The sequence below is a fragment of the Bifidobacterium sp. ESL0827 genome (assembly GCF_052606685.1).
Map to the genome: position 1 here is coordinate 1,349,640 of NZ_CP199597.1, position 25,640 is coordinate 1,375,279.

The window sequence follows — 25,640 nt, forward strand, 5'->3', positions numbered from 1 at the left end:
AATAAAAGGGTTTGGCCCCGTAGCTCAGCTGGATAGAGCAACTGACTTCTAATCTGTAGGTCGAGAGTTCGAATCTCTCCGGGGTCACCAATAGTGCTTCTTGCTTGTGCACGAGAAGCAGGAAGTCGATTTGAGCTCATATCTCATAAATGAATGAGTAAGACGATTCGCAGTAGTTGACGACTGCTGACAAGGGTTCGTTCATTGTTGGCGATTTGTCATATCAAGCACACAAGCAGTCCAACTTCGCTCAGCAGACCACACATACACAAATCGCGCTACGAACTCACAGCCTGTGCTTATCAATCTCTCGTATTGAGAACGCAGCTATGGTAAGCCCATCAATCAGTCGTCCATCACTGATCATATTGGTAATATCAGCTGACCGCAGCCATTGGAGATCCTCTAGTTCCCAATCACCGCCTTGATTGACGCTATCGACTACAGGAATAGATGAAATGTCATCAAGCCGTATTTCCATCACCCGCACGTCGTCTTGAAGTACCCCGGCATCGGCATGAAGCCTATGCAACTGACGGACGGCGTCAGGCTGAGCCCGCAATCCGGTCTCTTCATGCAATTCACGAATGGCTGTGGTTTGAGGATTCTCGCCTTGCTCTCCCATGCCTCGCGGAAATTCCCACTGCCAGTCTTCCACAGCAACCCGCCAGTGCCGCGCTATCAGATAGAAGTCCTCTCCTTCTCGTTCTGCGACTGTCACGCAGATCACGCCTGGTTGACCCTGCTTGACAGACGCCACGTGCAAAGTCATGTCGGCACCCGTGTCCTTTACCTTGACATCCACAGCAGTCACGGTAAAGTCGGCTCCCCCGGCTTCCTCGAAGACTTTTCTACGCCTTATTTCCTGCAAAGGATACTTGGACCTTAGCTCATCAGCGTTTTTCACAGTCACCTTCCTGATCGATGATTACCGTTGAGCAAATACCATAGTTTGTGTTGCCGTATGCTGGTCGTGCAACCACTCCATCATTGTCAGCAACTCGGGAAATACTTCAATGAACCAAGCTCCAGCCAATATCACGATAATGGATATTGAACTTGAAAAAATGATCTTGTCGCAAAAAACAGATATGGATGCGATAATTAGGGTCGCAACAAACTGTTTGATAATTTTTGAATTATCTTGCTTTCGGTCAAGCTGCGATGCAGACTTCTGCACACAATAGGCAATGTTGCGAATATGCCGCTGCTGGTCAGAATCCGGGGCGTTCGGTCGACAATTACGCCACTGTTGTATCGCGTCCCTTGACTGATAACAGAACTGCACAAAACAAGAAGAAGGCATCTGCCCCAACAATTCTGTGACCTTGCCCGACAGCATTAATGAGCGCCCGCCTGTCCGACCTGCATAACGCTCATACGAATTCGGTTTGCTCTCTACGGCCATAAGGCAACAGCCGAGGTAATCCGCCATTGCTAAGCGGTACACGAACTGGTACCAGTCCACCAGCGTTTGCTGGTCGCATTCCATGGTCCTATTGCAATCAGATCTACCTACAGGCAAAGTTGAATGCCTGATAAGCGCAAAGGCCTTGGACCGTCTCGGCTCATGGCTTATCTTGTCCAAAACATCCCTAAATTCGGTCTTTTCTGCCTCGTCCGCCTTGGAGGCAGAACACCAGGAACGCAGACAATTGGCGTTTTCACTGACAACAGGAAGAAAGGCCTCATTGAAGCTGCGGGCGGTGCTGGAATTCGACCCGGTTTGAGAATCTTGTTGCTCATACCTGATGAGACCCTTCCGTTCAGCATCTATCCATTCCTGCCAACGTTGAGCTAGGAATTGGCAGGTACCATCAGACGGGTCTTGCTGGCAATATGCAGCGTACAAGTGAGCGATCCTTTGAGCTATCGACCAATGATCGCCTGCATGCTCATTCAAGACGGCTCTGGTCTGTGGAGCAAATCGTTGACTTTCTTCAGAAGTAACGGTCTTCTGTAAAACTTGATACTCTAGCGGACGCAGCGTACCTATACCCGGTAGGGTAACCGTCTCTTCTTCGGTTGAAAGTTTATGCTGATTATCAGGCGGCACTGTAGTGAACCGCAACAAGCACTGCTCCAAGGTCGGTTGTCTGCCGGATACGGTGAGAAAGGGCTTCTCATAACCGCTCTGCCCCAGAAGACCAAGAACGATATCAGGACCGAATGCCAGAAAATAGATGCCATCGAAGAGCTCTGCATCAGTCACAAGAACATGGGGACTATACAGAAATGCAGTTCTGAGAATGCCGGCAAATCGTTCAAGAAACTCCGAATGCTGCTGAATGGTTCTCTCGCAGATGCTCACCCCGTCAGGACAATCTGACCAGAACTTCGAATTCACCTCTGGAATCCGATCTTGATCGCACTTTTGATTGCGGTTGCATAGATGCCTGACCTGATTCCAATCGTTCAGCTGTTCCTCTGAATCGAAATTGGTCAGCATGATGGCATATGAACATACGCTCTGAATCATGTCTATATGCTAGACCTCGTGTTTGCCTGCTCGTTCAGCACATTCGCCCATAAAATCGGTACAAGCAACTGAGACATGAAAGAAAATGCCAAAAGACCGATTGCTGGTCATTGAGACTGTGAATGTTCCACACCGCGGTTGCCGCTTCCCTTGGGAGATATCTGCATATAGACAGAAACTCGAATACGCCTGCAGCCATGAACGATTGGCACCGACCAGCAGATCAGCAAACATGCGACAACTAAGATCAAGGGGCTCAGGCAAGCCAGAATTACTATGACTACAAGGGATACACTCCCAGCAAGGGACTCCAACTGCAGGATTGAAGTCGCCCTGACCCAGCCCATAGCTTTCTTGTCCGTATAAGGTTCCCCTGGATGCCATTGCATCCCAGCTTTCCTGCTTGGAGGCGACAGGCAAGAACCACCATTCCGCGCGGTCGGAATCGTATCTGCTCCGAAACTTGGCAAACATTTGGCTCAGAGCAACACATGTCGCTTAATTACGTCACGACACCCGGAGGATGCCATGCGCCCCCTTCTCGGCCAGGCTCATAACGTGGTTGACTATGGAATAGTCGCCAGGCTGATCGACCTTGAGCTCGACAAATCCGCCTTGGGCAGGCAGCAGAGGCAGTACCTGCGCTCCGGCTGATGAAGCACCGGCGGAATTCGCTCCTGAACCTCCGCCTATCAGATAACGGCCTTCAGTCCAGACAGTATCGAACTGCGTTCCCACGATATGGAAGGACAACGGCTGGTTGGGGCCGGCATCCAGAACCCAGATGCGGACCCTTTGCCCCTTCTCCAGCTTGAGAGGGTGTGTATCATATTGAAAGGCCCGTCCGTTGAAGGTCATGATATCCGGGGTCATGGCCGCCACTTTTTCAGCATCGGCAGTCCCCCCATTGGACCCCAGATAAATTTCAGACTGGACCAGAACATATTCCGCAGCCACTGGCGGGAGGGTGCCATCATCCACGACCACAGCTCCATACATGCCGTTGGCTATATGGTTTGACATGGGGTCACTGCTGCAGTGGTACATCCAAATGCCGGCCCGATCAGCGGTGAAGGTGTACAGGAGCTCCTTGCCAGGGTCTATGTTGCGCATCATGGTCTGGGGAACAGCCGGTCCGGCATGAAAGTCAATGGAATGGCTCATGCTTCCCTTGTTTCTGATGGTTACTTCAAAGGTGTCTCCCACCCGACCTCTGAGCACCGGGCCCTGAGCCAAGGGCCTCGATCCCTTATCTCGTGGATCACTTGCGTCATCGAAGCTCCAGACCGTGCGCTCAAGCCCTGCTGTCACCTGCTCCTTACGTTCCTTGACATCCAGGGTGTACTTTCTGGTTCCAACCCTCCCTTGGTCATCCAGGGGTGGAAGAGTGGCCTCGGCAGGATCGCTCTTCTCCGCCTGCGACTTGAGCTTGGCTGCCGAAGGGGCCTGGTTCATGGTCATCTTCCCAGCGGAGGACTGCACTTGCTCGGTAGTTGTTCCACCCTTGGTCTTGACCTTGAGCTCCATACCCATCTGACGGTGTCCCGCCAGCGAGCACCATCCCAAGGTGTCGCCGCCCAGGACACCCACGTCGATCGAGACGCTCTGGCCTACGGGCACGGATCCTGTGCTCTTGCCATTGGCAAAAACCAAGTCATGCCGCTGATCTCCGGTGTTCTGAAAATCTACAACCAACCGGTCGCCTGCATCAATGGTGATGGTATCCGGCACAAAGGCCATCCCATTTACCTTGATGGAAGCTCTGCTGGTGTGCCCAGTCGGCTGGATGCTCTTCGACGATACGTCCTGAACTCCTCGAGGATTGGGCGCTGCCCCGACGGAAACAGCCAGCGCCGGCCGCAGAGCCATCAAGACCACCGCTGCCACCAAGATCAGCACAGTAGCCAAGGTGGCAACAAGATCCGTCCGCAGGGCCAGAGTCCCAACATGTTCGGTTTGCGAATCCTGGGGCTGGCGCCGACGGTAGCGTTTGGATGCCAGAACCTGCTTGCCGCGAGCAGCCAGATACACCACGGTCAGCATCATGGAAAGGATTCCCAGGACATTCAGCAGGTTCCCCGCCTTCCATAAGGGCGTGTAGAGCCGGATGGCTCCAAGAAGCCTGATCAGCAAACCAACCTGCATAAGCGCCCAGGCACCCCAGAGGAGGGGGTGAAAAGGCAGAGGCCTGCGAATGACTGAGGGGACGATCATGCAGACATGGGCGATGACCATGGTCATGATGAATCCCACAGCCAAGGCATGCAGCGCCATATCGCCCCAGTAGGTGCTGGAATCCAAGGGTGCCACCATCCAGATGAGGGCGGCCAGAAGTCCCCAGGCATAGGCCGACAGCATGCAGGTGCCCATGAATCCTGGCAGACCGCCGTGACGGAAGGTGCCCTTGGCTACGTCGTGACTGGCCATGACCAGGAGGAGCAGGCCCAAGGACAATCCCAGAAGCGGATAACCGACCGAAGGTGCCATGGCTTGAACAGGCAGCATCAGGACGGTCAGGAGGCTCAGACCCAGAATTCCCGATTCGAGGCGGACATCCGAGAAGACCGCCCTGGCCAGCTCCACCCGCTCCCCGACGATGGTCAGAATCAGAAAAAAGAGCCAGGTTGGAGCCAGAACCGAAGCATCCAATCCTGCAACCCATCCAAAAGCTCCGACCAGACCCACCAGGGATCCGAGGACCTGTATGAGCACCTCTGCAGAAGGTTGCCGCCGCCAGATAGCCAGATACATGGCTGTCAAAACCAACATGGACAAAGTCCACGGAATACCGCCAAAAAGCTCCACTCTGACCCATGCCGGGGCAGCAGCGCGGCTTGAAACCATCAGCGAAAGCAGGCAGAGCAGGGACCCCAGCAAGCCCAAAGCGGGAGCAAGAAATCCCCAGGAGGGTTTCTTGGATCCGCCACTGCGATAAGCCACTGCCCTCTCAAGACCGATGGCAGCGCCCAAAAACCCATAGACCATGAGCCCACCATGCAGATCAGCCAAGGGCACCCTGTCTGAAGGGTGGATCAGATCCGCACGAATCAGCGCCGCTATAAGGCCAAGCAGTGCAGCCAGACCTGCGCCTATGAGAAGGGCCATCCTGGACCTGGGTAAGGCTGTTTTGCCTCCGGACTTGCGCATCTTCTGGTCGCTCTGCATGGATCTGTCCGCCTTGCCCTGGGTTGATAATTGATTTGATAGTTATACAATTTAATCGATGAGTCAGGAAATTCAAGCCCGCAAGCGACGGGACCAAACCCCCTCCAGGCGAAGAAGCGGGGAAGAGATTCGCTCCGCAATCTTAGATTACCTGCATACGTCAGCCGAACGGACCGGTACAGGTCTAACCGCCCAGCAAATCGGAGCAGCCTTCGGCATCCATCCGACGACTGCCCGTTTCCATCTTGAGCATCTGGTCAAACAGGGCGAGGCAGTCCGCCAAACAAGAGACGGTGATGGTCAATCAGTCGGTCGAGGCAGACCGGCTGTCATCTACTCCCCCACATCCATGAACCACGCCAGGGAGGATATGATCTCCTCGCTTTGCACTGCTCTCGAGACTGCCTGCCCCGATACTCGGAGCAGGAATGCGGCTGCTCTGAAAGCAGGTCTGGCCTGGGGTCGGACCCTGGCCCAGCAGAGGCGGGAGCATGCAGAAAAGAGTGCGCCGTCGAGCATGACTCAGACGCTGTTGGATGTTCTGAATACCTTGGGTTTTGCACCGGTGAGGACGGGGTCGGATTCAGCAAGTCTGTATCTGACCTCATGCCCCTTCCTGGACAGCGTCAGCAGCCATCCAATTATCTGCACAATCCATCGGGGCATGGTCCAGGGATTCGTGGAGAGCAGCAACAAGGAGACCAGAGATAGAAAGGCCCGTGTATTGCTGAAGCCTCTGTCCTCGCCAAAAGGATGCTTCCTGAAAGTATCGAAAGCGCACAACCAATCAAAAAGGAGAGTCAAGCAATGACCTACGTAATTGCCCAGCCTTGTGTGGACATCAAGGACAAGGCCTGCGTGGACGAGTGCCCGGTGGACTGCATCTACGAGGGCCCCAGGAACCTGTACATCAACCCCAATGAATGCATCGATTGTGGTGCCTGCGAGCCTGTCTGCCCTGTAGAGGCAATCTTCTACGAGGAGGACCTGCCGGAGGAATGGACCTGGTTCAAGGATGCCTCCGAAGACTTCTTTGCCCAGGTCGGTGATGCCGGCGGCGCCCAGGCCCAGGGTCCCTACGATCACGACCATCCACAGGTCGCCGCCCTGCCCCACCAGGACAATTTCGTCTGCATTCAGCCAGAATCACGCGGTCAGCGCGCGGTCTGGGTCCGTAAGGACCAAACAGAATGAAGGCCGGTTCGAGCCAGGACGATCACCTGAACTTCCCTGACTTTTTGGGCCGCCCTGTGGATGAGGCCGCCCGGATGCTTCTGGGTTGCCTGATCATCCGGGACTACGAGTCGGAAGGTGAACAGGCCAGGGTTCGGATCGTGGAGACCGAAGCCTACGATCAAAATGATCCGGCCAGCCATGCCTACCATGGACGGTCGGCCCGCAACGATGCCCTTTTCGGTCCCAGCGGACACATGTATGTCTACTTCACTTATGGAATGCACTACTGCATGAACATCTCCTGCCAGGAGGACGGATTCGGTGCCGGCGTGCTGATTCGAGCCTGCCAGCCAGTGCAGGGTCTGGACCTTCTGCGCAGCCACAGGCACGGCCATCACCCGGACCGGGAACTGACCAACGGTCCTGCCAAGCTCTGTCAGGCCTTGGACATCGACAAGCGAAACTACGGCCATGACCTCAGAAAACCGCCCATCCGCCTGGCAGCCGCCAGTCTGGACCAGGACGAGACCATCACGGCAACCCCCCGAATTGGCATATCCCACGCCAAGGAGACCCTACGTAGGTTCATCATCACCGGCAACCCCTACCTGTCGCGATGATTAGGCGAAAAACCGGCTCTCCTGGCTTGTACAGCTTAGGGGTGACTTATTGCTCAATGAAGCGGGATTCGACACAGCTCTGGAAGCGAACAAGCGAGAGAATGACAGCGGCCAGCAGAGCAATGATCAGCATGCCTATGAAACTGCCGGTTACCGGATCCAGTCCAAACGCTGATGAGAAAGCCTTGAAAGCCCAGGTGGATGCCGTAAAACCAAGGCTGGTGGTGGCCGAGAAGACCCCCATGATCAAGGGATAGCGTCTGTGTGGAGTCAGGTTGGACAGGAGGAAGGGGCAGGTGGCCATGTTGATGGCACTGCCCGAACCAACCAAGAAGGCCGATAGGCAGACCAGCGTGAAGGAGCGGGTGGTCAGGAAGAGCAGGGCGCCCAGGGCCATCAGCAGGAAGGCGACCGGAATCGTCCATTGCCGGCAGACCCGCTTGATGCCGTTGATACTAAGCCCGATCACGACCGAGGAACCCGTGTTGAACATCAAGGCCACCCCTGCTGCACTGGTGCCGCCCAAACCGTACTTGGCTATGTAGACTGCGAGCTTGTTGTACAGGACCGCGACCAGGAAAATGCTCAGAAAACCGATGAGAATGCAAGAAATGGTAGCCCACCAGCATTGTCTGCCCTTCTGCGAGGGGGCTGTTTGAGGCTCTGTGGCCTTTTCCGACTCCTCCTCGACGGCACCGACTCCGGGGACCATGAAGACGACCAAAACCAAGGCAGGCAAGGCCAGGAAATAGAGCCAATAGTTGTGCAGCCACCCTCCCTTGGCCAGGACACCGCCCAAGGGAAGGACCAGCATGGAAGAGCCGTCCTGAACAGCCAGGACCAGCCCCATCAGCGCCGCCAACTGCTTCCCGCGGAAGAACCTGGCCGACAGGCTCGGAAGAACTGTAGTGGCGATGCCCACGCCGAATCCGACAACCAAGGCAAACAAGAGCAGCTGGCTTACACTGCTATGCACCAAAAGGGGCATCAAGCCGCCCAGGGCGACACACAGACAACTGATACAGGCAGCGGTTCTGAAACTCATTCTGGTCAAGAGCTGACCAAATAAAAGGGCCGAAACTATGGCCGCCGAAGAGCCAATGGAGACCACCGATTCAACGGTGGAGGGATCAGCGCGAGGAAAAGATGCCTGAATGGCCGCCACGGAAGGAGAGATGATGGAGTCAAACCGCGACATGATAGCCAAGGCCATGATTCCGACCAGAACCCCAAGGTTCCGTCTGGTCAATATCCCTGTGTCCTTGGACTTAGACGCGCACGGGTCCGGTTCCACCGTTGCTGCCTCCCTCTCAATGTCAGCGGCACCATTCCTGGTTGATGGTGGGTAGTCTACTCCAGCAGCAGGGCCATGCCAACCAACACGACGAGGAAGAGCAGATTAAAAGCAGTATAGATTTTCAGGTACTCACCTTTCTTGCTCGGATACTGCTTGACTACAGCCTTGTAGGAGATCAGCGACGCCATTGAAGCGACCAGGGTTCCGAGCCCGCCCAGGTTGGTGCCCAGAATAATTGAGCGCCAGGCTGTCGAAAAACCTGAGACCAGGAGTGCTGTGGGCACATTGCTGATGACCTGGCTACACAGGACCGAAGTAATCAAAGGGTGGATATTAACCAGACCGCTGACCAGGTTGTAAAACTCGGGGATCCGCCTGGCATTGCCTATGAAAATGAAGAAGGCCACGAAGGTCAGCAGCAGTCCCCAGTCCACATGCAGAAAGACCCGCCTGTCGCAGATCAGAAAGGTCACAACCACCACCAGGACCATGGTCCACTGGGGAATCAGCTTGGCCACACCAAGCAGGCAGACAAGAAAGAGAAGAAGGTAGATGGCGATGCGCCATCCGCTGGACCGTTGCATCTCCTTGACCTGAGGCTGTATCCCCTCCTCCCTGGGCGCTAGAATGCTGTGACGAATCTCTTGTGCATCCATGCCCTCGAACTTATCCAAATGCTGATTCCTGAAGGCGAACCAGCAGCACAGGAAGAGCATCAGGGCCGCCACCAGAGCGTAGGGCGCCATAAGGAGGAGGAACTCCCCAGTAGGCATCTCGGAGCGGGCCTTGAGGTATAAGTTGTGAGCATTGCCAATCGGCGTCAGCATGCTGCCCACATTGGCACCCAGGGTCATCAGGGTGACGATCAGCAGAGCATGGCTTTCCAGACCGGCCATGATGAGCACAGCAATGGCGAAGGGCACGAAAGTAACCAGGGCTACATCGTTCGTGATGAACATACTGGAGAAGAAAGGCAGCGAAACCAGGACCAAGGCCAGGCCTCGCACCGAGCGGACGCGACTCAGCAGACCGGCACCAATGGCATGGAAGACCCCAATCCGCTGAAATCCGCAGACCACCATCATCAGGGAACCCAGCTGGGTAAGGGTATTGACGTGGATGTAGCCCAAATACTGTCGGTCTGGAGGAATGAGGATGCAGGATACGAGAGCGACGACTGCAGCGACGACCAGGACGGTTTCGTTTTTCAGCAGTCCGATCACCCGATGTTGCATGGTCACCTCCGGCGAACGAATTCCTCACTTAGTTTACGCGCCCGCCCCCGGCTTACTGGACCTTCCCATGCGCTATTTTCCGCTCCTGAGCCTATGTCGGGGCACTCGTGACTTACTGGCTGCTAGCCTGCCTGGCCCCGACTTTCGACTCTTGTCGGATAGGCATAAAATATGGAAGGGTCCTGCGAATCAGTGCATTCGCAGGACCCTTATTAGACTGCAATGTTACTTGCCATCCATTCGTTCCTGGTCGAGACTCAGGATGATATCCGACATCCTTCATTGCTCATCGATAACTTTCGGATGTTCAGAACAAATCACAAGCGAGTCATCTTGCCGTTCTGATTTACCGTCCTTAATCCCATGCTGAACATAGTCAGAAAACTGCAACCAGCTCATCCAATTACTATTGGACCTCATCCTGCTTGGGAATGAGGAACGAGCAAAGGAATGCAAGAACGAGAAGAACAGCAGAACCAATCATGGAGGAGACATAGCCCGCCTGCGCGCCGGATGAACCAGCCACAAGGTTCATTATGGCGTACAGAGCTGCGTAGCTCAGTCCGGCTCCTAGATTGAATCCGCCGGAATTCAGTCCCGGAAGATACCCGGTGTTGTCAGCTGGCGAAAGCACCACGCCAAGTCCGTTTAGCATGATATTAACCGTTCCCGCATATGAAACACCTAGGACCAGAGACATCACCACTAGAGACCAGACGCTTGGTGACAGACAGACGTAAATGCCGAAAATCACACCTACTATGCTCACTAGCTGACCCGCACGGAGTACCTTGTGGTATCCATATTTTGATGCCAGTATTCCAGCAACAGGTCCAAAAGCCAGACCGATGAGCGCATAGGGAGTCAGAGTTGCAAACGAAACCACACTGGCACTCATTCCGGCACCAGCTTTGGAATCCTGGGCCAGGGCGGGTACAACTCCATTCATGATTGCAAATACACCAACCATGGTGGTCAGAGTGGTGAGCAAAAGCCCCCAAGTCCGCCGCTGCTTCAGATAAGTTGTCGTCACCATCGGAGCTTTGCTCCTCTTCTCCGTATTCCAGAAGACCACGAAGAACAGCGCAGCCACTACCAATTCAATAAGCACCATAAGCCAGTTGGCCGCAGCGAGCTTCTCGGCCTCGTTGATGGCGAGATAGGCGCAAACGAATGCAATGCAGAGGAATACCACACCAGCCCAATCCATGCGGGGTGTCTGTGCGGCATGACTTTCCTGGGCAAAAGCGGCAACCAGTATGATAGCCAGCACGGCAACAGCAACCATGAACCAGAATACTGAACGGAAGCCAAAAGTCCCTGCCAGCCACCCGCCCAGTATGGCATCAACGCCCCCGATACCGCCATTTACGGCGGTAAGAATTGACATGAGCCTGGCATACCTTGCATCTTCTGTTACCTGCGCGTGCAGCATAATCAAAGTCATGGGGACAACGGGACCTGCAACCCCCTGAATGACTCGCCCAATCATGAGCACGAGCACGTTGGGCGCAAAAGCCGACACAACACAACCAATGGCAGTCAGAACCAGAATGCCCAAAAGCACTTTCTTACGACCGACCAAGTCACCCAGCCTAGGAAGGAAGAGCGAAAAGACAGCGCAAGAGGTGAAGAAAACCGTCTGAGAAAGCCCGATTTGAGAGCTTGTAGTATGCAGCTCATGCTCCATAGTCGTCAACGCGGGAGAAAGCATGGAAGCGTTGAGCTGGAAAGCAAAGATAGCGGCCATAAGAGCGGTCATCAGGGCAACAATCGATTTGCCACCCTCGTCGAGAGTCTTGGATGATTCTTTAGTCATCGTTCATCCAATCTTTTCGATGGCATCAATAATCAGGTTCCAGAAACCATCGAAGTCCAGTTTCACGGCAACCTGAGTATGGCAATCCTCAGGGCTGGGCTCCGGACCACGCAGATCCGCCACGGTCATTCCCGTGGTCAACTCACCCCTCAGCTCGATATCAACAGGGCACCGACGAGTCTTGACGATATTTGGATCAATCAAATACGCAATGGTGCAGGGGTCATGGACAGGAGGGTCGACGAACGCTTGGTTGTCTTTGTATGTCTTCCTGAAGAAATCCATGAGTCCACTGACGAAATGGGCCAGGTCGGTTCCAACACCTTCTATGCGCTTCTGAACCTCTGGTGTGCAAAGCGCCTGATGGGTCAAATCCAAACCGACCATAGTGACCGGCCAAGGTTCATTGAAAACGATATGTGCAGCCTCCGGATCCACTTTAATATTGAACTCGGCAACAGCACTCCAGTTACCGACATGATAGCCACCGCCCATAAGGACGACTTCCTTGACCCGTTCGACAATTCGCGGCTCCTTACGAGCAGCCATTGCTATGTTGGTCAGCGGGCCAGTAGGGACCAAAGTTATAGTGCCTGGTTCGTTCTTCATGATCGTGTCGATGATCCAGTCAACTGCATGACCGGCATCCAGCGGACGGGTCGGTTCTGGCAGTGTGACACCATCCAGGCCTGTTTCACCATGAATGGAGGCAGCAACTTCCTGCGGGCGAACCAGGGGTCTGTCACAACCAGCATGCACAGGCACATCGTTTGCATGAGCCATTTCAAGCACAGCCCTGGCATTATATGTCACCTTATCAAGGCTTTGATTGCCACCTACCGTGGTGACGCCCAGAAGATCAATGGCCTGACTGCCAACAGCCAAGAGAATGGCCACGGCATCGTCATGACCCGGGTCAGAATCCAAAATAACTTTCCGCTTCATAAGCGTTCTCCGTTCTTTGTTTACTTCATAATGATCATTTACCGAGTTCCAAAACCTTCCAAGAGATCGTGGGCTGCTGCCTCATCAACCGCACGGGGGGTATTATCGGCAAATCGCTCATTGGCAACTGCCGAGGCATTGCCCAGCAGTTCAGAATGATCAATTTGGTAGGTATCGAATGGATGCATTCCAAGTATGTTATCCCGAAAGTCTTTGAAAGCTCGCACAGCCAGGACCGTCGTCTGCTCCTGAGGTGCGGATTCCGGATATACAGCCCCTAGAATCTGACCGATCTCACGTACTTTCTTAGGGCGAACCGGACCCACAAACTCCAAGACTGAAGGGAGGGCGTAAGCCACTGCTTCGCCATGGACGATATGATAGCGGGAACCGAGCACATGGGCGATGGAATGACCGACGATCGTACCTGTATTATTCAGCATCCAACCTGCCAGGTTCGCGGCAACCATAACCCTTCCTCTAGCCTCTATGTCATTGCCGTCATGCACAGCCCGTGGCAGGTATTGGTACAGAAGATACATAACTTTTTCGCAAATAGCATCAGTCATTGGACTTGATAGACGGGACAGATACCCTTCTGCTGCATGACCAAAAGCATCAAGGCCGCAGGCGATGGTCATTGCGGGAGGCAAAGTCTGAGTTAGCTCAGGATTGAGCACGGCATATTCACTGACAGCAGGATCAGCCAAAATAGTCATTTTCGTCTTCGACGATTCATCAGTAACGACAAGGGCATTAGACATTTCGCTGCCAGTCCCTGCAGTGGTAGGAACACTGATCTGTCCGCGGCAAGGCGAGATCGACTTGGATGGATCAGTGTAATCCAGAATGTCTCCTCCATTTGTTCTGACGATGTTGACTCCTCGAGCCACATCCATCGAGCTGCCTCCGCCAATGGCAATCAAACTATCTGCATTGTGCTGTTTGAAAGCCAGAAAAGCATCGTTGACTATTCCGGCAGCAGGATCAGGACCAACGCTGTTAAAGACTGAAACCGCGATCCCTGATGAGCGGAGCAAATCAAGAGCCTTGACCACCAAAGGCATCGTCGATACAAAATGGTCAGTTACCACCAAAGGCCGTTTATAAGATTCGGTCTGTAGTATCTCTTTTAGGGTTTCGCCCAAATCATGAGTGGAAACAACCTTTACATGCTGTAACATCTTATACTGCATAATCAGCAACCTACCTCCGCAGCCGCCTGGTCGGCCTTCATGCAAAATTCACGTACCTTGTCAATATCTTTCTGCATGTATCCATCCGGATACTTGATACTTGTCTTAGTGAGCGAATCCACACCATAGGGTCTACATTTCTTTATAGCCTCCGCCACATTGTCTGGACCAAGTCCTCCGGCCATGATGACTGGCTTCCCGCATTCCTTGACAATTCGTGCATCGATGTTCCAGTCATGAGTCTGCCCGCTGGCACCTATGCCCGTATCTGGGGCCAGACCGGAATCGGTGAGTATGAAATCACAGAAAGCCGCGAGACGCTTGGCCCGCTCAACAGCTGATTCGTCGTCCACCAGAACCGCCTGCATAAGCTTGGTTTCGGGCGCAGCATTTTTCAGCCGTTCGGCAAAGGTCTTATCCGCTTCATACCCATCACCAGCGATATGAAGGATGTCCGGTTGAATTTCTTTAGCGAGTTCGATCATCTCATCTGGATCATTGGTCAGCATAATAGCCACAGCTTTTACTCCGCGGTTCCTGCATTCATCAAAAATCTTATGCACTCGATCCAATGGAACTCTTTGAGCAGGTACGCCACCATTCTGCATCGGCACCAATCCAATATGATCGGCACCTGCCTCCATGGTTTTAATGCTCTCGTCATAGTGAATGATGGAATAGAGTTGCTTGACTACCATTGTTCTCCTTTACTGACAAACTCGCAGTGTGGTCAAATTCCTTATTCATGCAACCATCAAAGGTGCAGACATCTTCTTACGTATCTTTTGCACATCGATATCTGGAACTGCCCTGGTGCATTCCAATGCAATGCTGGAGGCGGCCTGAGCTATACGACCCACCTCGCATATAGGACGATTCGGATCGTCGAAGTAGCTCCATGTGATGGCAGCCATTCCCGTGTCACCAGCACCATTGGCAGTAGCTATGGTCGTGGGGTAAGGAGGAACATGAACCATTTCTTCTGCCCCGGAAGTCCGAGAAGCACACAAAATGCCCTCTACCCCAAGAGATATGTAAACGGTTTTGACTCCTTTGTCCATAAGCCAGGCAGCCCCATCTTCGGCTGAAGCGCTGTCGTGTATATCGATTCCGCTTAACTTGCCTGCCTCAATTGCGTTGGGCTTAAGCACACTCATCTTATTAAGAATAGGTAGAAAATGATTCGCTTTAATTGTCGAAACCGTATCACCGAAAAGCGGCGCAGTTACGTTATCTCCGATCCACTCCATGGTTTCAGGCGCTAGATTCGCATCCAAAAGACAAATCGCAGCCCCATTGATAAAATCCAGACGGACCTTCAAGAATGAAGGCGTAATCTGTTTGCAGATATCCATGTCATTGACCGCTACGAGCATGTCACCCGTTTCATCAGTAATAAACATGTATGTCGATGATCTGAAATCATCCAGACGCTTTGAGTATTCTAGATGAATGCCGTTCTCTTGACAGTTCCGCTCCATAACACGTCCATTGGCATCATTGCCATAAACGGTCACTAAGTATGTGGGCACCCCAAGATGGGCTAGTGATTGCGCCATATTCTGCCCGACCCCGCCAACCGATAAACTAACCTTACCTGGATTGGAATCACGATCTACGATGGCGGTGTTCGGACGTCCACAAATGTCCATATTCATGCCACCTATAACGACAACATATCGCTCGGTATCGCATGAGGGCTCTGAGAAATCCACCATTGGAACCAGCCTCCTTGCCAGCAGTTGTGCCGTTCAACACAACTAACAACTGTTTTATCTCATAAACAATTGTTAGTTTCATCATAAAGAAGACTTATTGCGCTGTCAAATAGTTCAAAGTCTGGTATTGATTTGCTACCAAGAGAGCAGTCTAAGCTTGCTGCTTCGAAAGAAATGCGGTCATCAATTCAAGAGTGGCTAATCAGACTCATGCAAAAAGAGAATGACGACGAGCTCTCAACGTTGCTGAACTAAAACGCGGATTAACTGACTGAATGCAGTCCATGGCCATAGAAGCCGCGGCATATGCGGTTTCCGCGCAATCCCGGTAGTCCATTTTCTTGCTATGAGACCAAAGAAGAGCGGACAAGGCAGCCGAAGCTGCACCGTTATTATGTCTGCCCTTGGTCGTTTGGCCATCAGGACAAAATACGTAGTTACTTCCCTCGCTGTATAGATTGCCGACTCCATCCATAAGCAGATACACACGGTGAACTCCCGCTTTGTGCAGGCGACGAGCGCAGGCCAGGCCGCTCTGTTTATCGGAAGCATCAGTGCCTGTCAGCAACTGTGTCTCAGCACGGCTAAGCACCAAAGTATCTATTCTGTTCAGCACGGTTAGCAGACGCGAAGCTTTATTGACAGAAACAACTCGAGCATAAATCGGACCCGAATAATGGTCACATACCCAGGCAATCGAAGCAGCAGTTAAGCTGGAATCGATAACAACTGCTTTTGCATTGGCAATGACATGCGCACGATCGCGCAAAAAAGTCGGGCTGATGAGTTCGCTGCTGGCCATATCATCCAACCCCACCAGCGGATCTCCGTCAGGACCACTTACTGAAAGATAGGTGGAAGTCGGAGTATTGCTCAATTGCTGACAGTATGTTATGTCAAGACCATTGGTCATGGCATCTTTCTTGAAGAACGCTCCGTTGTGATCGTCTCCATAGACCGACAAGAGATAATTCTTGACGCCCAAACAGCCTAAATCATACGATATATTACGACCTATGCCACCAGGACTGAACGTGATTTTTCCAACATTCGAGGAATGGCTTACTACGGGATTTACTGACATGCCATAAATATCCAAGTTGATCCCGCCTATCACTGCAACATAGATAGGCGGTGAAACTATATACCCTTTGCCAAGTAAGTATCCTTTCTTCACGAGGTTGGATATGTGCGCAGCAACACCGGAACGAGTGATGCCGCAAAGATGCGCCAGTTCGTTCTGGCTAATCATCGGATTCTGTCTGATCAATCCCAATATTTGTTCTTCGCGATTGGTCACCGCCATAGATGCCTCACCTCACCTGCTCAGACAAATCCGATTCACAATCTAGCATCATTTTGAACCACAACCGGTTTACTTCTCGACCTGATAAGGCGTATTTGTTTGCCAAATCGAAGTAATCCACAGTACAAGACGAGAACGGTCAGCCCTTATATGAGGTCTTGAGCATGTCTGCTCAAACAATTCCCAAAGGTTTCAACTCATGCCATAGGGACAACGGCCATTGCAGTCAGAAGCCAAGGCTGCCGAACTTTCTTGCAGACAAGAATTCACCACAACTGCAACTGTTGGCGATCATCCTGATCGAAGAATATCTATCCGCATCCAAAGCCAAACGGGTCATTGCGATGCAACAAACATAGCCAATCGAATACAGTTTCTTGATTTATGCCACGAAACCATACCAATCTGATGGCAAGAGAGCCGGCTGATAGGCTCGAAATCATGATCAGTAAGGAAACGGAAACAGCGGTAATGAATTTTGTACACGAGCGCGACTGGGATCAATTCCACACGCCCGCCAACCTGGCCAAATCAATTTGCATCGAAGCTGCCGAGCTCTTGGAATGCTATCAGTGGGGGGACGATCCCAGGGACGGAGATGAAGGCCACGTAACCGACGAGCTGGCTGACGTGCTCACCTATTGCATCCAGCTGGCGGATCGGCTGAATCTGGACATGGATCAAATTATCATGGATAAACTGCAGAGGACGGCCGAAAGGTATCCGGTGGCCACTTCACGCGGCTCCAGCCGAAAATACCGCCCCCTGCAGTAGTCAGATCGAGTCAGCAGGTCTGCGCAGCCGACGACCCCAATCGTCCGAGTCGCTTGGCGATTAGTGCAGACAGATCATCCAGGGTGACTCCAACATAGCTCTTCATGGAAGCGAACTGAGGGCCTGATGAGGTGTCGACCGGGTTGGTGCCGGTATAGGCCACAGTGGTGACTCCTGATGCCACAGCCGAAGTGATGCCGGTCAAGGTATCCTCGAAAGCCAAGCAGGAGGTCATCAAATCAGGGCTGTTGATGCCAACCAGACTGGCCGCATGCAGATAGGGCGCAGGGTCGGGCTTCTGCGCCAGCCCATCGTCCCCGCAAACATAGTCGGCAAAAGCCCCCTCGGGCGCCTTGGCAACCACTGCCTGGGCCATACGGCGTGGCGAAGTAGTGACCAGAATCGAGGGAATGCCGGCCCCAACCAGGTCTGTCAGGATAGTGCGAACACCTTCAATCCAAGGCATGTGACGCTCCTCCATGGCAATGACCCCATCGATCAACAAATTTGGAATCTGATCCTCAGGAAGGTCAAGACCACGCTCCCGCATCAACCTTGCCACTGTGGGCAGAGGTTTGCCGGAAACCTGCCAACCCATGTCGGCATTCCAGTCTCCTCCATGCTTGCGCGCTAAATCGACCTCCGCCTGATGCCAGTAGGGCTCTGAGTCGATCAGAGTTCCGTCCATGTCCCAGAAGACCGCATGCGGACGACGACCCACAGCGAACCGGGCTTTGTCAGTCGACCCGACACGACTTTCTTCCTTTTGATGCTCCATGTTCATGCATTCACCCTATCGACAGGGCTTGTCTTGAAAATGGCGTCACCCCACACTACTTGGCGTGAAGATCCGGCCATGGATCAGGCAGCAGCTCATCCAGGCTCACATTAAGTACTTGAGCAACTGCCATTATGTTGATCAAGCTGGGATTGGCTGGACTCCCGGGTCGCGACTGGCCATGCTCCAACTGTTGATATGCGAACCGGGAAAGGTTGGCATTATAGGCGACGAACTCTTGGCTGTAATGCAAAGCCGTCCTTCGACGTTGTATGTTCATGCCTAATACTACGGCGTATTCCGCCCATCCACTCGGTACTTGAGAATGTGCCACAGAGCCAAGGTAAATACAAGAAACAAATTGTCATGCCTTACCAGTAATACTATATCAGTAAGGCATTACCGGTTATTTGAACGGGAGACGATTTCCTAGCTCTGCCTCACGCCAAAAATGAGTTCGTCATAGTTCTAGCTACTGCCATTCTTCCTTGTAGCTTACGGAACCACATCGGTCTTCATCAATAGCCTGAATTACTCCACCTCGTTCGGGAGGAACTCAGCAGCCAACATAGGTCTGCTGGCGTTCTTCAACATGCTGCCAGCACTACTGATAGCAGTAGTTGGATATGGGTATTTCTTCATCACTGGGGTCAACGGCCTGTTCGGTAACAACACGCAGATACCCGACTGGATGCTGACACCCTTGGTTCCACTAGCCGTCATGCCTCTGGTGACACGGGCGATCTACCGACACACCAGAAATCCATATCTGGGTGGCATCATTACCGCGATCATTGTCACTGTGATGACCTGCATCAACTCCCAGATCTCCTTCCCCGCCTAACAGGGAGCCACACCTACCCCAAGTCCTCCTCATCCCTGTCTACAACTGAAACTTCGACAAGGACAGGGAGTACCAACCTATCTGACCACCAGTTCACTCGGTGTTGCCGAAGACCTGGGTGCGCAATTCGCTACGCTGGGTCTCGTACTGGGTGAGCTGACCAAGAAGGTCGAACTTCTCCTGACCGTCTGGCAACTGATTCATCCGGTGCCTGGTCGAGGCAATCAGTCGCATGTAAGTGGCATCCAGCAACCTTGCCAGCAGCTCGGAGGCATACTGACGCTCCTCCGGGCTAGGCTGCTTCAGCTGAACATCCGCGTCATCGGAGTCTGCGCCCTGATCGCCTTCCTTATTGCCCGGTCGCCTATCCTCCTGCTTATCCAAATTCAGCGGCAAAGGCATGACAGCCAGCTCGTTGATGGCCGACTCCAGCATGGGCCCGCCCGCCTTGGTCAAATTATGCATCCACAGACCCTGGGGCGTCTTCCTGTCGGGCAGCCCTCCGGCGGCCTGCACAGCCCGATAGAGCGAGCGGAAAATGGGAACTTCGAAACTGTCCGGACTCAGCTGAGCGAAGGCATCTGAACCGATCGCTCTGGGAATCTGTATAAGCACGCCCATGAACTGCTGCTCGCAAATGAAAACAGAATCATCGATGTGATGATAACCCTGCCGGAGAGCATCCTCACGCTGTATCCTACGACGTTGCATGGCATCGTCACTGCCATGGCCCGCGCGACCCTCCGATTCACCCGCACCGCGGTGAGGAGTGCGGACCGCATAGGCATCCTGGTCTTTCACATGCAGCTTGCGGCGGGCCCTGTTGACCTCCTGGCGCAGCAGATCCAGATCCACGCCGATTTTCCTGGCGGTCTTGCGGGTATAGGCCCCCACCAGGGAGCGATCCCTGATCTGGGCCAGGATGGGCGCCACAGCCTTGACCGCCCCCATCTGCCCGGTGGTGTACTGGGTGTCGAACATGGCTACGGCCGTGTCGATGACGAAGTCGTACAGCGGCCGGGCATGCTCGACCAGAGAACGCACAGCCTCATCGCCATACTGGATGCGCAGATCACAGGGATCCAGATTCTCCCGGGCCACCGCCACGAAGGTCTGCGTCAAAAAGCTCCCATCAAGGCCAAAAGCGTGCAGGGCAGCCTTCTGGCCGGCGGCATCCCCGTCGAAGGTGAAGACCACCCGGGAGCCCTGGACCGGCCCCACCAGCTGGATGGCCCCTAAGGCATCGTCGGAAATAAGTCGACGGACGATCTTGGCATGGTCCTCACCGAATGCAGTGCCACAGGTGGCTACAGCCGTATCGACACCAGCAAGATGGCAGGCCATGACGTCGGTATAGCCTTCCACGATGACCACCTGCCGCTTTTTGACAATGGCATCCTTGGCCAGGTCGATGCCGTAGAGCACCTGGTTCTTGCGGTAGAGCTGGGTGTCCGGCGTATTGATGTACTTGGCGTTGATGCCATCGTCCTCGTAGAGCTTGCGAGCGCCGAAGCCCAGGGTACGGCCCGTGGAATCCCTGATAGGCCAGGTGACCCTGCCCCGGAAGTAGTCGTAGACCCCCCGCTGCCCCTGCCTGGCCAATCCGGCATCCAGCATCTCCTGCTGGGTGAAACCCTTGGTGGACAGGTGGCGAACCAGGTTATCCCATCCGCGTGGGGCGTATCCGCATCCGAAATGCGCGCTATCGGCCTGGGAAAAGGTCCTGCCCGCCAAGAGTTTGCGCGCCGCCAGCGCCTCCTTGCTCATGATCTGCGAGACGAAGAAACGCTGGGCCTCTTCGTTGGCCTCCAGCAGCCGGGAACGTTTGGACCCGCGACGCTTGTCCTGACGGGAGTTTTCGTAATGCAGCTCGATCTGATACTTGTCTGCCAAGATCTCGACGGCATCGCCGAACTCGACGTTCTCCTCCTGCTCCACGTAGGTGAAGACATCACCGCCCAGACCGCAGCCGAAACAGTGCCAGACCCCCATGGATGGACGCACCGAAAAAGAAGGAGACTTTTCGTCGTGGAAGGGGCACAAGCCCATGTAGGTGCCGGAACCTGAAGGCTTCAGAGTCACGCTTTCAGATACGATCTCATACAGATCGGCCTTGGCTCTGACCTTCTCGATGTCTTCCTTCTTGATCATTCCGGACATGACACCCAGCCTACCGACCCAGGGGGATGTGTTGCGCCCTGCATAAATGCGGCAGGCCTATGGGCAGACCAAGGAATGCAGGGCCAACGCCGAGCCGTCGGTCAGGGAGGCCACCTGGTCGATGGCCACCCGCAGGCGCTCCCCGTCCGAACCTGCTTGGCGCCAATCCTCCAGGAAGACATCCTCCAAGGCATCAGAGGGGGCTGGCGAGTCGGCCATCATCACCTCAACCAGGTCGGCCACGATTTTCAGCTGCTCTGCATGGAAGGGCTCCTTCTCACGTGGAGCCATGACGAAGTAGACGGCAATCCCCTTCAAGGCCACGATCTCATAGGAGGTCCGGGGAGGGATGACCAGCCCTGCCGAGTACCTGGTCAGCGGACCTTGGCCATGGCGGCTTCGGGTGGCTGCCTCCACGGAGTCAGCGAAGCGGCCTATCAGATAACTGGTGGTGTTCTTCAACGTGGCCAGAGCCCGGCGTGAACCGTCGAAGCCCGTCGGCAACATGCCACGGACGTCCTCCAAGGCTCGGACCAGCTGGTCGGCATCCCAGCGGTCGCCATACCAGGATCGGGCAGCCTGGACCACGCCATCGACGATTCGAGGCTCAGCCAGTCGTTCAGGCACGAATGAGCCGACCACGATGGCATCCTCCACGTCGTGGACACTGTAGGCGATGTCATCAGCCAGGTCCATGACCTGGCACTCCATAGGCGTGCTAGCCTGCGGCGCCCCCTGCTTGAGCCAGCGGAAGACCTCTTGATCATCTGGATAGACGCAGAACTTGGCAGTCCTCTCCCCCTTGGGATGAGCCGAGGCCTCAGCCAAGGTCCAAGGATATTTGACCGCAGCGTCCAGGGCGGCCCTTGTCAGGTTGACCCCTGCCGAACGTCCGTCCGGTTGGAAAACCTTGGGCTCCAGCCTGGTCAGCAGTCGAAAGGTCTGCGCATTGCCCTCGAATCCCCCTATGTCTGAGGCCAGCGAGGACAGGGCACGTTCGCCGTTGTGGCCGAAGGGCGGATGACCCAGGTCATGGGCCAGACAGGCACAGTCCACCACGTCGGGGTCGCAACCCAACATGGTACCGATCTGCCGGCCGATCTGGGCCACCTCCAAGGTGTGGGTCAGGCGCGTACGGGCAAAGTCGTCAGTGCCGGCGACCAGGATCTGCGTCTTGGCCCCCAGTCGACGCAACGCCGAAGAATGGACCAGACGCGCCCGGTCACGTTCAAAGGCGGTCCTGCTGCTGGTCTTTGGAGGCTCTGGCGCCCACCGTTCCTGATCCTGGGCGGAGTAGCCCTCGGCCAGCAGGCGGAATCCGCCCTCCTCATCAGTGCCCATCAGGCGCGCCCGCTCCGTTCAGTCCAGATTATCCACGACCACCACTTCAGTGGGCACATTGCCCGCTGTGGCCTTGGAATAGGGGCAAAGCTCCTGGGTCCGCTCCACCAGACGGGTGGCCAGATCACGATCGACGCCGGGCAGGCAGACCTCGATCAGAGCCTTGATGCCAAAGGACTCGCCCTGGTCGCCAAGGGAGATGTGAGTGCGCACCTTGCTCTGGGCCAGCTTGGTGGCTGGCACGCGCAGCTCCTTTCCGGCCAGTCCCATGGCTCCCTGGAAGCAGGCACCCCAGCCGATGGCGAAGAGTTGCTCGGGGTTGGTGCCCTGGCCCTTGCCTCCCATAGCCTTGGGTGTATCCAAGTCCAGGGAAAGATCGGGCTCGTGGCTGTCCGCATGGCCCTCGCGGCCACCGGTGATGTCAGCTACGGCTGTGTATGAGATATTGCTGGGTTCATTTCCTGTATATGTAGTCATAACCTCATCTCACCACTTATATTGCCCCTTGACAAGGCCCCAAGCCCAGGTTCTACCTGTGATAGTGGTCTCAAAGAATGGATTCAGGGGCAATCAGGTGCAGGTCGGAGGGTTCGACCACCTCATGCACACCCAGGTAGAGCCGTGGAATCCTATTACGTAGGCAGGTGAAGATCTCATAGCTGATGGTGTCAGCGGCCCGTGCCCAGTCATCAGCGGTTGGCTCAGCCTGGTCCTCCCCCTGGCCTGGCCCAAAGAGAACAACGGTATCGCCCTCGTCCACTCCCAAGTCGGAAGCCATGCCCTCCAGATCAAGTACACACTGGTCCATGCAGACTCTTCCAGCGACACGAACCAACCTGGGCCCTTGACGAGTCATCAGACGGACGGGACCTCCCAGATGCTCTCGGCCCATAGCGCCCTCGCGGTCAAAGCCAGAGGCGGACCGATGGATCCCGTCGGCATATCCCAAGGGCATGATGGCCGTGCTTGTCGGGTTCTTCGTCAGATAAGTGCGCCCGTAGGAGATGCCGTGACCGGCCGGCATATCCTTGACAGTGCCCAGCTGGGCCTGGAGTGTCATTGCCGGACGCAGACCATAATCGGCCGAAACCCCCATGGAGGGATCCGGCTCGTATCCGTACAGACCGATGCCAGGACGGGTCAGGTCGTAACGTATTCCAGGACGGCTGAGCGTGGCAGCAGTGTTGGCAAGATGCCGGATTTCAGGCTTCATGCCGACGGCCGTCATCCTGTCAGAAAACTCCTCGAAGAGGGCGATTTGCTCGTCAGTGGACGACACGAACTCGTCCACATTAGGCATGTCGGCCACTGCCAGATGGCTGAAAAGCCCCACAGGCTCCAACAGACCCTGTGCGGCCAGGCGGGAGAGCTCGCGTAGGGCATCCCCGAAGGTTTCGGGAGTAAAACCGTTGCGTCCGAAGCCGGTGTCCACCTTGATGTGGACGCGTGCAGGCCTGCCGACCTGATCTGCCGCCTGGGCTGCCATGTCCATGGTCTTCAGAGAACCGACGCCTAGGTCGATATCAGCCTGAATCAGCTGGTTGAAGGGGGCGCGGTCCCCATTGAACATCCAAGACAGAATCCGACAATGTTCGGGGCCGATGCCTGCACGACGCAGACGCAGGGCCTCGCTGGACTGGGCTGTGCCAAGCCAGGTGGCCCCGCCAGCCAGCGCCGCCAGAGCAGCAGGGATGAGCCCATGGCCGTAAGCATCGGCCTTGACCACACCCATGACCGCAGCACCGGGGTTCGTGGAATGAACCAGCTTAACCAAGGTGGCCATATTGGCCTTCAAGGTCCGCAAGTCCACGATGATCTGCCCAGGATAGGCCCGAAGAGCTTGTTCGTAATGCTTCTGGCCTTCGGGCCCGGAAAACTGCCATGCCGGTGCTGCGCTCAATGTCATGGCTCCATTGTGCGACGGCGCTGCGACGGTCTGCCCCCGCTCTCAGACAGTGACCAAGCGCTTGGCCTTCCTTTCGCGCTCAGCCAGGTCAAGGGGACGATCATGCCGCTGATAGGCCACCCGCACGTTCTCGATTTCCTTGTTCTCAGGCATGATGATGTTGCCGCATCGGGTGAAGCCGTGGGTCTCCAGGATATGCTGCATGGCATAGTTCTTCAGTCCCGTATCGGCGCGTATGTTCTCGAACCGGCGCATGCTCCAATCAAGCAGGTCCCCGGCCGCGTGACGCCCCAGTCCCGAGGCAGCAACCCGGTGGATGGTGGTATAGGGCCGGTCGTCCAGCCAGCTGCCATCAATGACCTTATAATCCGGTTCTGGATCATGGAAGAGAGCAAAGACGCCTATGATGCGCTCGTGGCTGCCCTTGTGGTCGTCCAGCTCAGGTTCAGGGTAGACGGGATCCTCAGGAATTTGGTCCATACCAGCTGCATCGTCAACCAAGAGCATGGTGTGGCCACCCGCGATGTCCTCGCGGATGCGTTCAGGCAGGGGGTACTTGTCCCCCCACTGACGGGGGTTGCCGGTCTCGGCCATCCGCTTTCTGGCGTAGGCGTAGACAGGCATGATCGCCTCAAAGTCGTCCATGGTGGCATGACGGATCCAACGTGCGGTCTCCATCGCGTACTTGCTCACTGTGGCTACCTCTTTCTCGACCGGTGCGGCAGGGATGAAACCTGCCCCTGCGATTGCCGAAGTACGAGTGTATCCATCAGCAGGCTGTCACGAAGTGAGTACGCATTGAGCGAATCGGGGAATAGTTTGGGCTATTCTGCACTCTTCAGAACCCGGTTTTCCGAGTGCAAATAACGGGCACGGGTCAG

23 protein-coding genes and 1 tRNA gene are annotated in these 25,640 nt (G+C 54.9%); 6 read left to right on the forward strand and 18 right to left on the reverse strand.

Annotated elements, in window-relative coordinates:
- Positions 1-13 precede the first annotated feature (13 nt).
- A tRNA-Arg gene (locus tag ACUIAI_RS05345) sits at positions 14-90 on the forward strand.
- 196 nt (positions 91-286) lie between these two features.
- Here the strand turns inward: ACUIAI_RS05345 and ACUIAI_RS05350 are convergent.
- From ACUIAI_RS05350 to ACUIAI_RS05360, 3 genes are all read right to left on the reverse strand, one after another.
- Positions 287-907 (reverse strand): NUDIX hydrolase, encoded by a 621-nt coding sequence (locus tag ACUIAI_RS05350; protein WP_445341776.1) that lies wholly within the window; start codon positions 905-907, stop codon positions 287-289.
- A 21-nt stretch (positions 908-928) separates the two neighbouring features.
- On the reverse strand, positions 929-2,479 hold the full coding sequence (locus ACUIAI_RS05355; protein ID WP_445341777.1) for a hypothetical protein: 1,551 nt from the start codon (positions 2,477-2,479) through the stop codon (positions 929-931).
- Between the two features lie 507 nt (positions 2,480-2,986).
- Positions 2,987-5,644 (reverse strand): multicopper oxidase domain-containing protein, encoded by a 2,658-nt coding sequence (locus ACUIAI_RS05360; RefSeq protein ID WP_445341778.1) that lies wholly within the window; start codon positions 5,642-5,644, stop codon positions 2,987-2,989.
- Positions 5,645-5,702: 58 nt separating this feature from the next.
- Here ACUIAI_RS05360 and ACUIAI_RS05365 point away from each other — a divergent pair, with 58 nt between their 5' ends.
- The 3 genes from ACUIAI_RS05365 to ACUIAI_RS05375 are packed head-to-tail and all read left to right on the forward strand — an operon-like array spanning position 5,703 to position 7,440.
- On the forward strand, positions 5,703-6,455 hold the full coding sequence (locus ACUIAI_RS05365; protein ID WP_445341779.1) for a helix-turn-helix transcriptional regulator: 753 nt from the start codon (positions 5,703-5,705) through the stop codon (positions 6,453-6,455).
- Positions 6,452-6,838, forward strand: coding sequence for a ferredoxin (fdxA, locus tag ACUIAI_RS05370; RefSeq protein ID WP_445341780.1), 387 nt, complete (start codon positions 6,452-6,454; stop codon positions 6,836-6,838). The genes ACUIAI_RS05365 and fdxA overlap by 4 nt, the downstream gene beginning before the upstream one ends.
- Positions 6,835-7,440, forward strand: a complete 606-nt coding sequence (locus tag ACUIAI_RS05375; protein WP_445341781.1) for a DNA-3-methyladenine glycosylase — start codon at positions 6,835-6,837, stop codon at positions 7,438-7,440. The genes fdxA and ACUIAI_RS05375 overlap by 4 nt, the downstream gene beginning before the upstream one ends.
- 46 nt (positions 7,441-7,486) lie before the next feature.
- On the opposite strand, the gene ACUIAI_RS05380 is transcribed toward ACUIAI_RS05375, so the two are convergent.
- The 8 genes from ACUIAI_RS05380 to ACUIAI_RS05415 form a co-directional block, all read right to left on the reverse strand.
- Positions 7,487-8,689: an MFS transporter gene (locus ACUIAI_RS05380; protein WP_445341782.1), complete on the reverse strand. Its 1,203-nt coding sequence runs from the start codon at positions 8,687-8,689 to the stop codon at positions 7,487-7,489.
- A 101-nt stretch (positions 8,690-8,790) separates the two neighbouring features.
- A complete protein-coding gene (locus tag ACUIAI_RS05385; protein ID WP_445341783.1) occupies positions 8,791-9,972 on the reverse strand; it encodes an SLC13 family permease in 1,182 nt (393 codons plus the stop codon).
- Between the two features lie 406 nt (positions 9,973-10,378).
- On the reverse strand, positions 10,379-11,791 hold the full coding sequence (uriT, locus tag ACUIAI_RS05390) for a uridine transporter UriT (protein WP_110413214.1): 1,413 nt from the start codon (positions 11,789-11,791) through the stop codon (positions 10,379-10,381).
- 3 nt (positions 11,792-11,794) lie between these two features.
- The gene (gene uriH, locus ACUIAI_RS05395; RefSeq protein ID WP_254477231.1) at positions 11,795-12,736 is read right to left on the reverse strand and encodes a uridine-preferring nucleoside hydrolase UriH; all 942 of its coding nucleotides are present in this window, start codon (positions 12,734-12,736) and stop codon (positions 11,795-11,797) included.
- A gap of 38 nt (positions 12,737-12,774) precedes the next feature.
- The gene (locus tag ACUIAI_RS05400) at positions 12,775-13,920 is read right to left on the reverse strand and encodes an iron-containing alcohol dehydrogenase (RefSeq protein ID WP_445341784.1); all 1,146 of its coding nucleotides are present in this window, start codon (positions 13,918-13,920) and stop codon (positions 12,775-12,777) included.
- A gap of 14 nt (positions 13,921-13,934) precedes the next feature.
- Positions 13,935-14,630, reverse strand: coding sequence for a phosphoribosylanthranilate isomerase (locus tag ACUIAI_RS05405; RefSeq protein ID WP_445341785.1), 696 nt, complete (start codon positions 14,628-14,630; stop codon positions 13,935-13,937).
- A 45-nt stretch (positions 14,631-14,675) separates the two neighbouring features.
- Positions 14,676-15,650 (reverse strand): carbohydrate kinase family protein, encoded by a 975-nt coding sequence (locus ACUIAI_RS05410; protein ID WP_445341786.1) that lies wholly within the window; start codon positions 15,648-15,650, stop codon positions 14,676-14,678.
- Positions 15,651-15,858: 208 nt separating this feature from the next.
- Entirely contained in the window at positions 15,859-16,956 is a 1,098-nt protein-coding gene (locus ACUIAI_RS05415; protein ID WP_445341787.1) for a PfkB family carbohydrate kinase, read from the reverse strand.
- 441 nt (positions 16,957-17,397) lie between these two features.
- Here ACUIAI_RS05415 and ACUIAI_RS05420 point away from each other — a divergent pair, with 441 nt between their 5' ends.
- On the forward strand, positions 17,398-17,730 hold the full coding sequence (locus ACUIAI_RS05420) for a nucleotide pyrophosphohydrolase (RefSeq protein ID WP_121913168.1): 333 nt from the start codon (positions 17,398-17,400) through the stop codon (positions 17,728-17,730).
- A 10-nt stretch (positions 17,731-17,740) separates the two neighbouring features.
- Here ACUIAI_RS05420 and ACUIAI_RS05425 read toward each other — a convergent pair whose 3' ends face one another.
- Positions 17,741-18,514 (reverse strand): HAD family hydrolase, encoded by a 774-nt coding sequence (locus tag ACUIAI_RS05425; RefSeq protein ID WP_445341788.1) that lies wholly within the window; start codon positions 18,512-18,514, stop codon positions 17,741-17,743.
- A 49-nt stretch (positions 18,515-18,563) separates the two neighbouring features.
- Complete coding sequence (locus tag ACUIAI_RS05430) at positions 18,564-18,788, reverse strand: helix-turn-helix domain-containing protein (RefSeq protein WP_110417844.1); 225 nt, start codon at positions 18,786-18,788, stop codon at positions 18,564-18,566.
- A gap of 312 nt (positions 18,789-19,100) precedes the next feature.
- On the opposite strand from ACUIAI_RS05430, the gene ACUIAI_RS05435 reads away from it, so the two are divergent.
- Complete coding sequence (locus ACUIAI_RS05435) at positions 19,101-19,352, forward strand: hypothetical protein (protein ID WP_313841097.1); 252 nt, start codon at positions 19,101-19,103, stop codon at positions 19,350-19,352.
- Positions 19,353-19,445: 93 nt separating this feature from the next.
- Here the strand turns inward: ACUIAI_RS05435 and dnaG are convergent, their stop codons facing one another.
- The 5 genes from dnaG to ACUIAI_RS05460 all read right to left on the reverse strand — a co-directional run bounded on the left by dnaG (position 19,446) and on the right by ACUIAI_RS05460 (position 25,452).
- Positions 19,446-21,512 (reverse strand): DNA primase, encoded by a 2,067-nt coding sequence (dnaG, locus tag ACUIAI_RS05440; RefSeq protein ID WP_445341789.1) that lies wholly within the window; start codon positions 21,510-21,512, stop codon positions 19,446-19,448.
- Positions 21,513-21,569: 57 nt separating this feature from the next.
- Positions 21,570-22,853: a deoxyguanosinetriphosphate triphosphohydrolase gene (locus ACUIAI_RS05445; RefSeq protein ID WP_445341790.1), complete on the reverse strand. Its 1,284-nt coding sequence runs from the start codon at positions 22,851-22,853 to the stop codon at positions 21,570-21,572.
- 18 nt (positions 22,854-22,871) lie between these two features.
- Positions 22,872-23,330 (reverse strand): Ohr family peroxiredoxin, encoded by a 459-nt coding sequence (locus tag ACUIAI_RS05450; RefSeq protein ID WP_024626651.1) that lies wholly within the window; start codon positions 23,328-23,330, stop codon positions 22,872-22,874.
- A gap of 70 nt (positions 23,331-23,400) precedes the next feature.
- A complete protein-coding gene (gene alr / locus ACUIAI_RS05455; protein ID WP_445341791.1) occupies positions 23,401-24,759 on the reverse strand; it encodes an alanine racemase in 1,359 nt (452 codons plus the stop codon).
- Positions 24,760-24,801: 42 nt separating this feature from the next.
- Positions 24,802-25,452 carry an N-acetyltransferase gene (locus ACUIAI_RS05460; RefSeq protein WP_445341792.1) on the reverse strand — a complete coding sequence of 217 codons (651 nt, stop codon included), beginning with the start codon at positions 25,450-25,452 and terminating at the stop codon, positions 24,802-24,804.
- Between the last annotated feature and the right edge of the window lie 188 nt (positions 25,453-25,640).

Excerpts from the sequence above, each read along its gene's own strand:
- ACUIAI_RS05355 (WP_445341777.1), bottom strand. The coding sequence starts at position 2,479 with ATGATTCAGAGCGTATGTTCATATGCCATCATGCTGACCAATTTCGAT.
- ACUIAI_RS05360 (WP_445341778.1), bottom strand. The coding sequence starts at position 5,644 with ATGCAGAGCGACCAGAAGATGCGCAAGTCCGGAGGCAAAACAGCCTTA.
- ACUIAI_RS05365 (WP_445341779.1), top strand. The coding sequence starts at position 5,703 with ATGAGTCAGGAAATTCAAGCCCGCAAGCGACGGGACCAAACCCCCTCC.
- fdxA (WP_445341780.1), top strand. The coding sequence starts at position 6,452 with ATGACCTACGTAATTGCCCAGCCTTGTGTGGACATCAAGGACAAGGCC.
- ACUIAI_RS05375 (WP_445341781.1), top strand. The coding sequence starts at position 6,835 with ATGAAGGCCGGTTCGAGCCAGGACGATCACCTGAACTTCCCTGACTTT.
- ACUIAI_RS05385 (WP_445341783.1), bottom strand. The coding sequence starts at position 9,972 with ATGCAACATCGGGTGATCGGACTGCTGAAAAACGAAACCGTCCTGGTC.
- uriT (WP_110413214.1), bottom strand. The coding sequence starts at position 11,791 with ATGACTAAAGAATCATCCAAGACTCTCGACGAGGGTGGCAAATCGATT.
- uriH (WP_254477231.1), bottom strand. The coding sequence starts at position 12,736 with ATGAAGCGGAAAGTTATTTTGGATTCTGACCCGGGTCATGACGATGCC.
- ACUIAI_RS05400 (WP_445341784.1), bottom strand. The coding sequence starts at position 13,920 with ATGTTACAGCATGTAAAGGTTGTTTCCACTCATGATTTGGGCGAAACC.
- ACUIAI_RS05405 (WP_445341785.1), bottom strand. The coding sequence starts at position 14,630 with ATGGTAGTCAAGCAACTCTATTCCATCATTCACTATGACGAGAGCATT.
- ACUIAI_RS05410 (WP_445341786.1), bottom strand. The coding sequence starts at position 15,650 with ATGGTGGATTTCTCAGAGCCCTCATGCGATACCGAGCGATATGTTGTC.
- ACUIAI_RS05415 (WP_445341787.1), bottom strand. The coding sequence starts at position 16,956 with ATGGCGGTGACCAATCGCGAAGAACAAATATTGGGATTGATCAGACAG.
- ACUIAI_RS05420 (WP_121913168.1), top strand. The coding sequence starts at position 17,398 with ATGATCAGTAAGGAAACGGAAACAGCGGTAATGAATTTTGTACACGAG.
- ACUIAI_RS05425 (WP_445341788.1), bottom strand. The coding sequence starts at position 18,514 with ATGAACATGGAGCATCAAAAGGAAGAAAGTCGTGTCGGGTCGACTGAC.
- ACUIAI_RS05430 (WP_110417844.1), bottom strand. The coding sequence starts at position 18,788 with ATGAACATACAACGTCGAAGGACGGCTTTGCATTACAGCCAAGAGTTC.
- ACUIAI_RS05435 (WP_313841097.1), top strand. The coding sequence starts at position 19,101 with ATGCTGCCAGCACTACTGATAGCAGTAGTTGGATATGGGTATTTCTTC.
- dnaG (WP_445341789.1), bottom strand. The coding sequence starts at position 21,512 with ATGTCCGGAATGATCAAGAAGGAAGACATCGAGAAGGTCAGAGCCAAG.
- ACUIAI_RS05445 (WP_445341790.1), bottom strand. The coding sequence starts at position 22,853 with ATGGGCACTGATGAGGAGGGCGGATTCCGCCTGCTGGCCGAGGGCTAC.
- ACUIAI_RS05450 (WP_024626651.1), bottom strand. The coding sequence starts at position 23,330 with ATGACTACATATACAGGAAATGAACCCAGCAATATCTCATACACAGCC.
- alr (WP_445341791.1), bottom strand. The coding sequence starts at position 24,759 with ATGACATTGAGCGCAGCACCGGCATGGCAGTTTTCCGGGCCCGAAGGC.